We start from the raw sequence: 13,312 nt of genomic DNA, 5'->3' as shown, positions 1-13,312 counted from the left end.
ACATCTGACTAAAAATAGCGACATTGACTATAAATACTCTTTCCCGGCGCTTTCTCGCCCCCGCGACTGAAGCATTTCAGGCGCTATTTGCCCAGCCTGATCTGGCCTCAGAAAACGAATCCTTATTCAGTGAACTGCAGGCGCGTTTACATTACGCCCTGGAGCAGTTTCTGCATCCGCAAGGTGTCTCCCCCCTCTTGCTGGTCAAAGCACCAGAAGAAAAAGATTACCTGCAGCTGCTCACGCAGACAACGCTGTCGCTGCGTGGTAACGATGAGTCGGCCCTGACAGGCGTCGATTATCAAGTTAACGGCAGCAAAATCACGGTCACGCCAGCGCGCAGTACCGATGATAATTTTGCCAGCACCGGGCCAGTTGTCTATGCCGACTGGATCGAAGCCGAGCAGCTTTTTGGCTGCGTTCGCCAATTCAATGGTGAAATCACGCTGCAGCCGGGCCTCGTTCACCAGGCCAATGGTGGCATTCTGATTTTGTCACTGCGTACGCTTATGGCGCAGCCGCTGCTGTGGATGCGCTTGAAGAATGTGATTTCACACCAGCGATTTGACTGGCTCACTTTCGACGATGCGCGCCCTCTGCCGGTCAGCATTCCCTCCATGCCTTTGACACTCAAGCTCGTCCTGGTTGGCGACCGTGATTCGCTTGCCGACTTCGAGGAAATGGAACCGGAGCTGGCTGAAACTTCACTGTACAGCGAATTTGAAGACAACCTGCAAATCAGCGATGAAGAAACGCTTAAGCAGTGGTGCCAGTGGGTCTGGAATGTCGCTCGCGAAAAATCCCTGCCAGGCCTTGCTGCCGATGCATGGCCACTGCTGATGCAGGAAGGTGCCCGCGATACCGGCGATCAGGAGATTATGCCGCTCTGCCCACTGTGGATTGCGCGCCAACTCAGAGAAGCCGCCCCGTTCACTGATAACGATGTCATCAATGCAGAACAGCTTAAAACCATGCTGGAACAGCGTCTGTGGAGAGAAGGCTTCCTGGCTGAACGTATGCAGGACGAAATTTTGCTTGAGCAGATCCTGATTGAGACTGAAGGTGAATGCATCGGTCAGATCAACGCTCTGTCAGTTATCGATTTTCCTGGCCACCCGCGCCCGTTTGGTGAACCGTCACGTATTACCTGCGTGGTACACGTCGGCGACGGTGAATTCACCGACGTTGAGCGTAAGGCTGAACTAGGCGGTAATATTCATGCCAAAGGGATGATGCTGATGCAGGCCTTCCTGATGGCTGAGCTCGATTTGGAGCAGCAGCTGCCCTTCTCAGCGTCACTGACGTTTGAGCAGTCATACAGTGAAGTTGATGGCGACAGCGCCTCAATGGCAGAGCTGTGCGCGCTTATCAGCGCCCTGGCCAACGTGCCTATCAACCAGAGTATTGCAATAACCGGCTCTGTCGATCAGTTTGGTCGTGCGCAGCCGGTAGGTGGTCTGAATGAAAAAATTGAAGGTTTCTTCGCTATCTGCGCACAGCGTGGCTTAAGCGGCAAGCAGGGGGTCATCATTCCTTCCGCTAACGTACGCCATCTGAGCCTCTCAAGTGAGATTCAGGAAGCGGTAGAAGCCGGGGCATTCTCTATTTGGGCTATCGATGATGTCGGCGATGCGCTGCCGCTTCTGACGCAGCTCAACTGGGATGGCGAAGGGCAAACGCTACTGCAAACGATTCAGGAACGCATTGCACAGGCCACTCAGCCGGAGCCTCGCTACCGTTATCCGTGGCCGTTACGCTGGTTAAACCGTTCACATTCCAACTGATCGGACTTGTTCAGCGTACACGTGTTAGCTATCCTGCGTTCCGAACTTAAAATAAGGCTTACTTAAAACATGGTAGATAAACGCGAATCCTATACAAAAGAAGACCTTCTTGCCTCTGGTCGCGGTGAACTGTTTGGCGCAAAAGGCCCGCAGTTACCTGCACCTAGCATGCTGATGATGGATCGTGTCATTAAAATGACCGAAACCGGCGGCAACTTTGACAAGGGTTATGTTGAAGCTGAGCTCGATATCAATCCGGACCTGTGGTTCTTCGGTTGTCACTTTATCGGCGATCCGGTGATGCCAGGCTGTCTGGGTCTGGACGCAATGTGGCAGCTGGTTGGTTTCTACCTGGGCTGGCTGGGCGGCGAAGGCAAAGGCCGTGCGCTCGGCGTGGGTGAAGTGAAATTCACCGGTCAGGTTCTGCCAACGGCGAAAAAAGTGACCTACCGTATTCACTTCAAACGCATCGTTAACCGTCGTCTGATCATGGGGCTGGCGGATGGCGAAGTTCTGGTTGATGGTCGTCTGATCTATACCGCGAACGACCTGAAAGTAGGTCTGTTCCAGGACACTTCTGCATTCTAATGCGACTCGTCTTCAGGCTTTACTGGCCTGGCGATTGATTAGTATTGTGAATCAAAAGGCGAAACCTCCGCAATGCGGAGGTTTCTTTTTAAAGAGACAGTGTCAGGCAACTACTGCCCTGTCCTCCATGGCTTCTCGCCAGCCTCCCAGCCAGTAAGACCTCTGGTTAATAGTCTGGTAAGGACACATTTCTTTTGACCGTCCGGTAATCCCGGCCTGGTACCCACGCTGATGTGCCCGATCCAGGCGATCTCGTTTTTGTCTCTTCATGCCTCGTTTCCCTCATATCTTGGTCTGGTGGAAAAGAAAACAGTGGTTACAAAGTATGCGACCACATAATACGAATACCGCTAAAAAATGGCCCCGTCAATGCGCAGAATTCATACCAATGTCATATTTGTGAGCTAATCAGAAGTTCATTTGTACAAAAAACGTGATGTGGCATAAGTAACCAATTGAAGCCAGACGTAAAAAAACCGCCGTCGGTTTTGCACCGGCGGCGGTCCTTAGAACAATTAATTCTATTTATGGTTGGCGATTGATGGTCTCCGCAATAGAAGCGGCTTCCTGACTCCAGGCCTGGGCCAGAATTTTCACCATCGCATCATAACCATCCTGCTGCTGCGCCATTTCGATATGGAATGGACGCTTGGTCAGCTGGCCCTGATGATTGAGCAACCATTCACCGCTCACCACCACTTTACCATCAAAGCGACCATGGAAACCGGTAACAGAGACGTTCAGCGTATCTTGATCGCTGCCTAATGGTTGTGACGACACCACCCACCCCGGCAGCTGATTGCTGAGGTTAGACACCAGCGTCGTACGCAGCTGCTGGTCCAGAGGACTGGCCCAGAGGTTATTGCTGGCAATCACATACTGAACGTCACTGGTCTGATAGACCACGCCGCTGCCAGCGAGAAAATCAGGCACGTTAACTTGTTCAACCCACAGCATACGCTGGTGTGCGGTGGCGCTGTTTTGCACAGTGCCTGTTGCCAACGGCAGCTGGTAATAAGTTTTATTATCCCCGCTGCTGCTGCAGGCCGCCAACAGGCAGGCCGCAGCCATTACTAACCACTTCTTCATTATTTCGCCCTCTTAGGCTCTGGATCTTTCTTATCCTTCGCTTCGAATACCAGCGCGTTGCTCTTCTCATTCAATGTTTTCAGCACCGGCTGTAGTTCACGCAGTACCTGATCCAGACGCTGCATATCGGCAACCATTTTGTTGTAAGCTGCCGAACCCGGCTGGAAGCCCTGCATACTACGATTCAACTCGCGAAGCGTTTTCTGCATATCGGCCGGCAACTCCTGCGCTGACTGGCTAGCGGTGATTTTATTCAGGTTATCCAGCGTCGTTTGCAGACGACGCATCGTATTCTGAGTCTCACTGAGCGTATTGGTTGCCTGTTGAACCATCGGCGTGAGAGGCAGATTGTTAAATTTATCCAGCGTCTCCATCACTCGTTGCTGAATTTGCGCCAGGCCACCGCTTACCGAAGGAATAATATTGATACCATCGAATGTGTTCACATTAGAGATAGCCGGTTCTTTCGGGTAGAAGTCGAGATCAATGTACAGCGCGCCCGTGACCAGGTTCCCTGTTTTAAGCGATCCGCGTAAACCACGTTCAATCAATGCTGGCAGATGACCACGAATGTCAGGGCTCTCGCCAAACTGAGTGGCCAGGCGTTCAGGTTCAATCTGGATTTTCACCGGAATGCGGTAGTCACTGGACAATGCCTGGTGCAGCCTATTGGAGAAGTACGGTACCTGAGCGACAGTCCCTAAACGAATACCCCGGAATTCAACCGGTGCGCCAACCTGCAGGCCGCGGACCGAATCTTTGAAGAACATCAGATAGTCAATATGCTGGGTATACAGCGAATCCTGAATGCTTTTCTGATCGTCATAGAGCTTGAATTCGGTCTTCTCGACGATAGGTTGACCGAGATCGACGCCCTCCGGTACATCAAAGCTGACGCCGCCGCTAAATAATGTCGCCAGCGACCCCATTTCCACCCGCATCCCAGCAGAAGTGAGATCCATTGCCACACCGCTGTCTTTCCAGAAACGCACGTTACTGGTCACCAGACGGTCATTCGGCGCACTGATAAACAGCTGATAAGAGATGCTGCGATTTTTTGGGTCAAAAGTACTGGTTTCGACTGACCCTACACGATAGCCGCGGAACAACACCGGATCGCCCGGATTCAGTTGCCCTGCTTTTTTGCTGTCGAGTACCACGCGAATACCTTTAGCATCCGGCGGCGCGAGCGGTGGGGCATCAAGCAACTGATAGTTGCTAGGCTCAGGTCCTTTCGATCCCGGCTGTAGTTCGATATAAGCTCCGGACAACAGCGTCCCGAGCCCACTGATTCCTTCGCGGCCAATTTGCGGCTTCACAACCCAAAACACGGAGTCTTTATGCAGCAGTTTTTCCATGCCGGAATTCAGGCGCGCTTTAATTTCCACGTGCGTCAGATCATCGGTCAGGGTGGTACTCATCACCACGCCCACATCCACGCTGCGGCTTTTAATCGTCGTTTTACCACCCTCAATACCTTCAGCGTTGGTGGTGATTAACGTCACCTCCGGCCCCTGATGGCTGTAATGATAAAACAGGATCCATGCGCCAATCAGCGCCGTGACAATCGGGAAGATCCAAACGGGAGACCAGTTTTTCACTTTCTGCACATTTGCCTCCCCACTCTTGGTTTCCATGCTTTTACGATTCCTTATGGCTTGATTCAGGTTCCCGATCCCAAGACAGGCGCGGATCAAAGGTCATTGCTGAGAACATAGTCATGATAACAACCAACGCAAACATCAGCGCACCAATGGCCGGGTAAATATTCATTAACCCCCCAATGCGTACCAGCGCGGAGAGCACTGCAATTACAAACACATCGATCATTGACCAACGCCCGACGAACTCCACTACTTCATAAATCAGATGCATACGTTCGCTGTCCCGGTGACGTCGTTTAAGCCCGTTCGCATCCAGGCACAGCCAGGCGATAGCGATCATCTTCAACGTCGGGACCAAAATACTGGCGATGAAAATCACCATGGCCACCGGATACGAGCCTTCACTCCATAGCAGGATCACCCCGGCAATAATCGTCGACGGCATCTTGTCGCCCAACAGATCGGTAATCATGATTGGCATGATATTGGCGGGGAGATAAAGCATGATTGATGTTACCAGCAGCGCAACTGTCCACTGAAGGCTGTTTTTACGCCTCACATGGCCTTTGCTGTGGCAACGAGGACACTCATACAATTCTGCGGGGAGAATCGCCGTGCAACACGAACAGGAGCGTAACCCCTGTTGGATCCCGGTTATTCCCGGCTTTAGCGGCTGCGAAAGCATTGGCATAGAGCCGATGTCGTCCCACAGCCAGCGGCGGTCAACACACTGGAAAGTGCGCAGTTGCAGCAGACAGAAGAGACACCATGGCAGGAAGCTGCTGCCCACGCCAACGTCGCCATAGGCCATCAGCTTCACAAAGCTAACCAGCACGCCAGCGAGGAAAATCTCCGCCATTCCCCACGTTTTGAGCGTAAACAGAATACGCGCAAGGAATGTTTTGAGCCTATAGGGAATTTTGACCTGGTTGACCAGCAACAGAATGGTTATCAGGCAAAATGCCGGCACCAGCTGTACGAACAGCAGAAAAAAGGTGCCGAGGCTAGCGTAGTCTTCGGAAAACATGACGCTGGGGATTTCCAGCAGTTCAATTTCACTCTTGACGCCTGCCACGTTCATACTGATAAACGGAAACAGGTTCGCCAGCAGCAGCATAAAGAGCGCCACCAGGACGTACGCCGTTGGGCGCCGTCTTGGTTCATCCCACGAAGTGGTTAGCGTTGTACCACAACGTGGGCAGTTTGCCTTATGTCGATGCTCAAGGTGCGGCAACGCCACCAGCATGTCACACTGTGAACACAGAATATGCTGCGCAGCATGATGTTGTTCGCACATGAAAAGTCCTCAATCAGGCGCCGTTTTTCAACGCTTCCAGATATTCCCATCGTTCAAACGCTTCTTCCAACGCCTGCTCTGCCTGCGCCATGTCAGCCAGTACCTTTTGAGTATGGTCATGAGGCTGGCTAAAGAACGTCGCATCGGCAACCTGTAACTGTAACGCTTCCAGATCCGCTTCCAGTTTTTCCAACTTTTGCGGCAGCTGCTCCAGTTCGCGCTGCAGGTTATAGCTTAATTTGCTACCCCCGCGTTTGACAGTTTCTGCTTTTGGTTGGGCCGCTTCCGGAGTTTTTTTCACTGCCGCTTGTTGATGCGACTGTGATTGTGCCTGCTGCCCGCGCGCATCGTGGTAACCACCGACATAACGACCAATACGCCCTTCACCTTCGAAGATCCAGCATTCGGTCACGGTATTATCCACAAACTGACGATCGTGGCTCACCAGCAGTACGGTTCCCTGATAGCCATCGATAAGCTCTTCCAGCAGTTCGAGCGTTTCAACATCCAGGTCATTGGTTGGTTCATCGAGAATCAACAGATTACTTGGCTTCAGGAACAAGCGCGCCAGCAGCAGACGGTTACGCTCACCGCCGGACAGCGCACGTACCGGCGTCATCGCCCGTTTAGGGTGGAATAAGAAGTCCTGCAGATAGCCTAGTACATGGCGCGGTTTACCGTTGACCATAACCTCTTGCTTACCTTCCGCCAGGTTATCCATTACCGTTTTGTCCGGATCCAACTCTGCACGGTGCTGGTCGAAGTAAGCCACTTCCAGCTTAGTGCCCACGTGGATACGCCCGCTATCGGCCTGCAGCTGACCCAACATCAGTTTAAGCAACGTGGTTTTACCGCAACCGTTAGGCCCAATCATGGCGATTTTGTCGCTACGCTGTACCTGTGCGGAGAAGTTTTTCACCAGCACTTTGCCATCGACCTGATAATTTACGTCTTCCATTTCGAACACGATCTTACCGGAGCGCGAGGCCTCTTCGACCTGCATCTTCGCGCTGCCCATCACTTCACGGCGCGCGCTACGCTCGTTACGCATCGCTTTCAACGCACGGACACGGCCTTCATTACGCGTACGACGTGCTTTAATGCCCTGACGGATCCACACCTCTTCCTGCGCGAGTTTGCGGTCGAATTCGGCGTTTTGCAGTTCTTCAACGCGCAATGCCTCTTCTTTCTCCAGCAGGTACTGATCGTAATTGCCAGGGTAGGTCACCAGATTACCGCGATCGAGATCGACAATACGGGTCGCCATGTTGCGAATGAACGAACGGTCGTGGGAGATGAAAATGATCGTCCCCTTGAAGGACTTCAGGAAGCCTTCCAGCCAGTCGATCGTTTCAATATCCAGGTGGTTGGTCGGTTCATCGAGCAGCAGCACACGCGGTGCGCTAACCAGCGCACGACCCAACGCCGCTTTACGCAGCCAGCCGCCGGAAAGCGAGGCCAGTTCGGTATCCGCCGTCAGACCTAGTTGTTCCAGCACTTCATTAATTCGGCTTTCCAACTGCCACAGGCCGTGGTTATCCAGCTGTTCCTGGACTTTCGCCAGCTCCTGCAGGTTTTTGTCGCTGGGATCGGTAATCACCAGATGCGAAATATCGTGATAACGCTTGAGATATTCTGCCTGTTCCGCAATCCCTTCGGCGACGAAATCATAAACGCTTCCCTCTACGTTACGCGGAGGATCCTGCTGCAGACGCGCCACAACCAGATCCTGTTCGTAGATGATTCGCCCATCGTCCAGCCCCAGCTCGCGGTTGAGAATTTTCATCAGCGTCGATTTGCCCGCGCCGTTTCGCCCAACCAGGCAGACTCGCTCGTTATCCTCAATATGCAGCTCGGCATTATTGAGAAGCGGCGCATCGCTGAATGACAGCCAGGCGCCATGCATACTAATTAATGACATTCTTTATTCCTTTCAGGCTGTAGTAATCAGCCAGCAGTTGTGGATCTGACGGTTACGGGCAAAATCTGGTGACTGTGTTTTTTGGGTAATGTCTTGTGCTTTCAGTCCCAGTTCAGCCAGACCGTCGTGGTCCATACGGAAACCGCGTTTGTTGTTGGAGAACATAATGGTGCCGCCTTTACGCAGCAGACGTTTCAGATCTTTCATCAAACGCAAATGATCGCGCTGAACATCAAACGCATCTTCCATGCGCTTGGAGTTTGAGAAGGTTGGCGGATCGATAAAGATAACGTCGAATTGTTCGTCGGTATCGCGCAGCCATGACAGCACGTCGGCCTGCATCAGGCGATGCGGGCGACCGGTCAAGCCATTCAGGCGCAGGTTGCGTTCGGCCCACTCAAGATAGGTACGTGACATATCAACGGTTGTGGTGGAACGTGCACCGCCCAGACCCGCATGCACGCTGGCACTACCGGTATAGGAGAACAAGTTAAGGAAATCCTTACCTTTGCTCATCTGGCCCAGCATACGGCGGGCAATTCGGTGATCGAGGAACAGGCCGGTATCCAGGTAGTCGGTCAGGTTGACCCACAGGCGCGCGTTATACTCGCTCACCTCCATGAAGTCGCCCTTCTCGTTCATTTTCTGATACTGGTTTTTGCCCTTCTGACGCTCACGCGTTTTCAGCACCAGTTTGTTTGGCGCAATGCCCAGTACGGCAATAGTTGCAGCGATGATATCAAACAGACGCTGACGTGCTTTGTTGGCATCGACGGTTTTCGGCGGCGCATATTCCTGCACCACAACCCAATCGGCGTAACGGTCAACGGCAACGTTATATTCCGGGAGGTCGGCATCATACAGACGGTAGCATTCGATACCTTCCTGCTTCGCCCACTTTTCATATTTCTTCAGATTCTTACGCAGACGGTTGGCATAATCTTCGGCCACTGTCGCTTTCGTTTCACCGGTGCTTTCCGCCAGGTGATAGTTTTTCTGCACACAGTCCAGCGGGCCGTTTTTGGCTTTAAACTGGCGTTCGGCGCGCAGGGACACACAGCTTAACAACTCTGGCGAGGCGCTAAACAGCGATAAATTCCAGCCACCAAACTGGCTTTTCATGGTACGACCTAGCAGGCTATGCAATGCAATCAGCGCCGGTTCACTTTCCAGACGCTCACCGTACGGCGGGTTACTAATAACCGTGCCATATGGGCCTTTTGGCAATGGATTGCTAAGCTGTGCGACGTCTTTTTCTTCAAAGGTGATGAGCTCGCCAATACCTGCACGGCGGGCGTTGCTACGTGCAATGTCAACCACGCGGCGGTCAGTATCAGAACCAAAGAAACGCGATTCATACGCGGCTAAACCTGCGCGGGCACGAGTTTGCGCATCCGCTTTCACTTCTTGCCAGATAACTTCGTCGTGCTGAGCCCAGCCGCTAAAACCCCAGTGGCTACGGTGCAGCCCCGGTGCGCGGTCGGTGGCCCACATCGCCGCTTCAATCAGCAGCGTACCGGAACCACACATTGGATCGAGTAATGGCGTACCCGGTACCCAACCAGAACGCATGACGATAGCCGCTGCCAGGTTCTCTTTGATCGGCGCCATCCCGGCGCGATCGCGATAGCCACGTAGGTGCAGGCCGTCGCCGCTCAGATCGAGAGAAATGTAGGCGGTTTCTTTGTTCAGGCGAACGTTAATGCGTAGATCCGGATTTTCGCGATCGACGTTCGGGCGTGGCAGATTTTTGCGCGTAAAGGCATCAACGATGGCGTCTTTCACCTTCAGCGCACCGTACTGGCTATTACGAATGCTATCGTTCAGACCGCCAAAGCTCACCGCGAAGGTGGCATCCGGGGTAAAGATCGATGTCCAATCGATGGCCTGTACGCCAAGATAAAGATCGAGATCGCTCCAGACGCTACATTCTCCCAGCGGCATCATGATGCGCGACGCCAGGCGACTCCACATCAGGCTTTTGTACAGAAGCTGCGTATCGCCCTGAAAATGGACGCCACCCTGGGTGATCTGGCACTCTTGCGCACCCAGACCTTCCAGTTCAGTTTTTAACAGCTCTTCCAGCCCACGGGCCGTACTGGCAAACAGAGAATTCATATCGTCACTTTTACTCGCAGAAAATTGTTGCGCATTATAGCCAATCTGCGGCCCATGTCATAAAGTTAAAGGCTTAATTTCGACTCAGGGACAGCGTTGTGGCTACATTATCGCGGCTTTTTATTCATCCGGTGAAATCAATGCGGGGTATTGGGCTCACGCATGCATTCGCTGATATTAGCGGATTGGCGTTTGACCGCATTTTTATGATTACCGAACCTGATGGCACCTTTATTACCGCCCGTCAGTTTCCGGCGATGGTGCGCTTTACCCCCGCCGTCCTGCACGATGGTCTCTATCTCACCGCCCCCGACGGCAGCAGTGCGCTGGTGCGGTTTGCTGATTTCACCGGGCAGGCGTCGCCGACCGAAGTGTGGGGCAATCATTTTACCTCGCATATCGCCCCAGACGCTATCAATCAGTGGCTTTCGCCCTTCTTTAAGCGTGATGTCCAACTGCGCTGGCTCGGAAATAACCTGACTCGTCGCGTCAAACGCCACGACGCGGTGCCGCTCTCTTTTGCCGATGGTTTCCCTTTTTTACTGACTAACGAAGCCTCGCTGCGCGACGTTCAGCAGCGCTGTAAAGCCAGCGTGAGTATGGAGCAGTTCCGTCCCAATTTGGTGGTGACGGGCGTGGAGGCGTGGGCGGAAGACACCTGGAAAACAATTCGTATCGGCGCAGTTATTTTTGACGTCGTGAAACCCTGCAGTCGATGCATCTTTACCACCATCAGCCCAGAAAAAGGGCAAAAACACCCTGCCGGTGAACCGCTCAGTACATTGCAATCCTTCCGTACCGATCCTGCAAACGGCGACGTTGATTTTGGCCAGAATCTGATTCCTCGCAATAGCGGTGTGATTCGCGTCGGCGATGAGGTGGAAATTCTGACCACCGGGCCGGCAAAAATCTATCGCGCTGGGAAAAGCGATGATGTGATAGCGCCGCAGGTTCAGCAGAATGCGTTGGTTGAAATTGACTGGGAGGGAAAAACGTTCAGCGGCAATAATCAGCAAATTTTGCTTGAGCAGCTTGAACAGCAAGGTATTCGAGTGCCCTACTCCTGCCGCGCCGGGCTATGCGGTAGCTGTCGGGTTACGCTGGTAGATGGGGAAGTCAATCCACTGAAGAAAAGCGCGATTCGCAATGATGGCTCCATTCTAAGCTGCAGCTGCGTTCCGAAAACGGCGCTTAAACTGAAGCTTTAAACGGCCTGTTCCAGGCTGTAGCCATCCAGCCCCGGTTGAGGTTGCAGCCTGTCGTTCATCACTTTAATCGGATCGCCTAGCTGCATGGTTCGTCCAGCAAGGACCAACCCAGGCTGGGCAAGCAGGCAGAGCGCAGCGTTCTCGCCGGGTTCAACCACCAACAAATTCACCTGACTGTCGTCATCGCTTAGCCATACGCAGGCGGCGTCTCCGGTGGTCGGAGCCCATGAGTCCTGATGCGCGCGAAAATGCCAGCTTTTCGGCATTTGCGGTTTAAGGAAACGAATCGCTACCAGCGCATTTAAGATAAGCTCGGCACGATGTTCTTTCGACAGTACAAGGTCGCGACATTTTTCTTCAAAGGAAAAATAAAGCGCGGCATCGTCAACGCAAAAACCGGTTGGGTCAAAAGCATCAGGCGTTAACATTCGGCGAGCAAAACGCGAGCGAAATAACATGCCATTGGCTAAATCGAGCATCATACGATCGTGCTCTTCATCATAATACCAACGCCAGTTATCATCAGGTTTAATTCGCATTTGTCTCCCCCGTCATTTTTGCCTCCATTGCTGTGCCTGTTCTTCCGTTGCGTGACTTTGTCTTAAATAATAAAAGACCAATATGTTTAAATAAGCAACAATGTGGAAATATAAAGCAACCAGGGCCGGAAATAAAGCCCTGGATCACATTACGAGGAAAAAGACTAGATATGCGTGATGATTTCTTTAATCAGCGGTGGGCCTTTAAAAATAAAGCCGGAATAGATCTGCACCAACGAAGCGCCAGCCGCAATCTTCTCGCGAGCCGCAATCACTGAATCAATCCCACCAACACCAATAATAGGCAATTGGCCTTTTAATTCCGCCGACAGCATACGAATAATCTCGGTGCTTTTTAATTGTAATGGACGACCACTTAGTCCACCCATTTCATCACAATGTTTCATCCCCTGAACCAGAGAACGATCTAATGTGGTATTGGTCGCAATTACCCCATCAATATTATGGCGAACTAAACTATCGGCGACCTGGATCAACTCTTCATGTGAAAGATCCGGCGCGATCTTTACGGCCACTGGAACGTATTTATGGTGTTTTTCCTGGAGTTCAGATTGTTTATTTTTAATACCAGAAAGTAAATCATCCAACGCTTCACCATATTGCAGCGTACGCAGCCCAGGTGTATTTGGTGAGGAGATATTAATCGCAATATAACCGGCATAGGCATAGATTTTTTCCATACAAATCAGATAGTCATCTTTACCTTGCTCGACTGGAGTATCTTTATTCTTACCGATATTAATCCCCAGAATACCGTCGAAATGCGCTTTTTTAACGTTCTCTACCAGGTTATCAACGCCATGGTTATTGAAGCCCATACGGTTGATCAAACCTTCTGCATCGACCAGACGGAACAGACGCGGTTTGTCGTTACCCGGCTGTGGGCGCGGCGTGACGGTACCGATCTCGATCGAACCGAAGCCCATGGCCCCTAAGGCATCAATACATTCACCATCTTTATCCAGACCCGCAGCCAGACCCAGTGGATTTTTAAACGTCAATCCCATGCAGGTGACCGGTTTTTCCGGCAACTTCTGGCGCACTAAAGGGTAATGACTCCAACTTACTGATAGTGTTTTATGTTCAGATAATGCCCGATGACCTTGTCATGCAGCTCCACCGATTTTGAGAACGACAGTGACT

General features: G+C 52.2%; 11 protein-coding genes and 1 pseudogene. 3 read left to right on the top strand and 9 right to left on the bottom strand.

What is annotated here, in order from left to right; translation table 11 throughout:
- Positions 1-23: 23 nt before the first annotated feature.
- On the top strand, positions 24-1,784 hold the full coding sequence (locus tag ABOC97_RS16785) for a Lon protease family protein (RefSeq protein ID WP_349599914.1): 1,761 nt from the start codon (positions 24-26) through the stop codon (positions 1,782-1,784).
- Between the two features lie 69 nt (positions 1,785-1,853).
- Positions 1,854-2,372, top strand: a complete 519-nt coding sequence (fabA, locus tag ABOC97_RS16780) for a bifunctional 3-hydroxydecanoyl-ACP dehydratase/trans-2-decenoyl-ACP isomerase (RefSeq protein WP_003035875.1) — start codon at positions 1,854-1,856, stop codon at positions 2,370-2,372.
- A gap of 102 nt (positions 2,373-2,474) precedes the next feature.
- Here the strand turns inward: fabA and rmf are convergent, their stop codons facing one another.
- The 6 genes from rmf to rlmKL all read right to left on the bottom strand — a co-directional run bounded on the left by rmf (position 2,475) and on the right by rlmKL (position 10,401).
- A complete protein-coding gene (gene rmf / locus ABOC97_RS16775) occupies positions 2,475-2,642 on the bottom strand; it encodes a ribosome modulation factor (protein ID WP_073971187.1) in 168 nt (55 codons plus the stop codon).
- Between the two features lie 255 nt (positions 2,643-2,897).
- A complete protein-coding gene (gene pqiC / locus ABOC97_RS16770; RefSeq protein ID WP_349599909.1) occupies positions 2,898-3,461 on the bottom strand; it encodes a membrane integrity-associated transporter subunit PqiC in 564 nt (187 codons plus the stop codon).
- The gene (gene pqiB, locus ABOC97_RS16765) at positions 3,461-5,098 is read right to left on the bottom strand and encodes an intermembrane transport protein PqiB (RefSeq protein ID WP_349599906.1); all 1,638 of its coding nucleotides are present in this window, start codon (positions 5,096-5,098) and stop codon (positions 3,461-3,463) included. Before pqiB ends, pqiC begins: the two co-directional genes overlap by 1 nt.
- Positions 5,099-5,102: 4 nt before the next feature.
- Positions 5,103-6,362 (bottom strand): membrane integrity-associated transporter subunit PqiA, encoded by a 1,260-nt coding sequence (gene pqiA / locus ABOC97_RS16760; RefSeq protein ID WP_349599903.1) that lies wholly within the window; start codon positions 6,360-6,362, stop codon positions 5,103-5,105.
- A 13-nt stretch (positions 6,363-6,375) separates the two neighbouring features.
- On the bottom strand, positions 6,376-8,283 hold the full coding sequence (locus ABOC97_RS16755) for an ABC transporter ATP-binding protein (RefSeq protein WP_349599900.1): 1,908 nt from the start codon (positions 8,281-8,283) through the stop codon (positions 6,376-6,378).
- A gap of 12 nt (positions 8,284-8,295) precedes the next feature.
- On the bottom strand, positions 8,296-10,401 hold the full coding sequence (gene rlmKL, locus ABOC97_RS16750) for a bifunctional 23S rRNA (guanine(2069)-N(7))-methyltransferase RlmK/23S rRNA (guanine(2445)-N(2))-methyltransferase RlmL (protein WP_349599897.1): 2,106 nt from the start codon (positions 10,399-10,401) through the stop codon (positions 8,296-8,298).
- 98 nt (positions 10,402-10,499) lie between these two features.
- On the opposite strand from rlmKL, the gene ABOC97_RS16745 reads away from it, so the two are divergent.
- Entirely contained in the window at positions 10,500-11,609 is a 1,110-nt protein-coding gene (locus tag ABOC97_RS16745) for a YcbX family protein (protein WP_349599894.1), read from the top strand.
- On the opposite strand, the gene zapC is transcribed toward ABOC97_RS16745, so the two are convergent.
- The 3 genes and pseudogenes from zapC to ABOC97_RS16730 form a co-directional block, all read right to left on the bottom strand.
- Positions 11,606-12,148, bottom strand: a complete 543-nt coding sequence (zapC, locus tag ABOC97_RS16740; RefSeq protein ID WP_349599891.1) for a cell division protein ZapC — start codon at positions 12,146-12,148, stop codon at positions 11,606-11,608. The genes ABOC97_RS16745 and zapC overlap by 4 nt on opposite strands.
- Positions 12,149-12,312: 164 nt before the next feature.
- Positions 12,313-13,221, bottom strand: a pseudogene (gene pyrD, locus ABOC97_RS16735) (quinone-dependent dihydroorotate dehydrogenase); the annotation flags it as partial.
- Between the two features lie 11 nt (positions 13,222-13,232).
- A partial coding sequence (locus ABOC97_RS16730; RefSeq protein ID WP_001401901.1) for an IS1 family transposase occupies positions 13,233-13,312 on the bottom strand: 80 nt, incomplete at its 5' end.

The sequence above is a fragment of the Kluyvera huaxiensis genome, from assembly GCF_040149365.1.
GTDB classification, from domain to species: domain Bacteria; phylum Pseudomonadota; class Gammaproteobacteria; order Enterobacterales; family Enterobacteriaceae; genus Kluyvera; species Kluyvera intermedia_A.
The sequence above is the reverse complement of the archived record's forward strand: the minus strand, read 5'-3'. Positions and strand labels throughout refer to the sequence as shown.

Coding starts and splice junctions, on each gene's coding strand:
- fabA (WP_003035875.1), top strand. CDS start 1,854: ATGGTAGATAAACGCGAATCCTATACAAAAGAAGACCTTCTTGCCTCT.
- rmf (WP_073971187.1), bottom strand. CDS start 2,642: ATGAAGAGACAAAAACGAGATCGCCTGGATCGGGCACATCAGCGTGGG.
- pqiC (WP_349599909.1), bottom strand. CDS start 3,461: ATGAAGAAGTGGTTAGTAATGGCTGCGGCCTGCCTGTTGGCGGCCTGC.
- pqiB (WP_349599906.1), bottom strand. CDS start 5,098: ATGGAAACCAAGAGTGGGGAGGCAAATGTGCAGAAAGTGAAAAACTGG.
- pqiA (WP_349599903.1), bottom strand. CDS start 6,362: ATGTGCGAACAACATCATGCTGCGCAGCATATTCTGTGTTCACAGTGT.
- ABOC97_RS16755 (WP_349599900.1), bottom strand. CDS start 8,283: ATGTCATTAATTAGTATGCATGGCGCCTGGCTGTCATTCAGCGATGCG.
- rlmKL (WP_349599897.1), bottom strand. CDS start 10,401: ATGAATTCTCTGTTTGCCAGTACGGCCCGTGGGCTGGAAGAGCTGTTA.
- zapC (WP_349599891.1), bottom strand. CDS start 12,148: ATGCGAATTAAACCTGATGATAACTGGCGTTGGTATTATGATGAAGAG.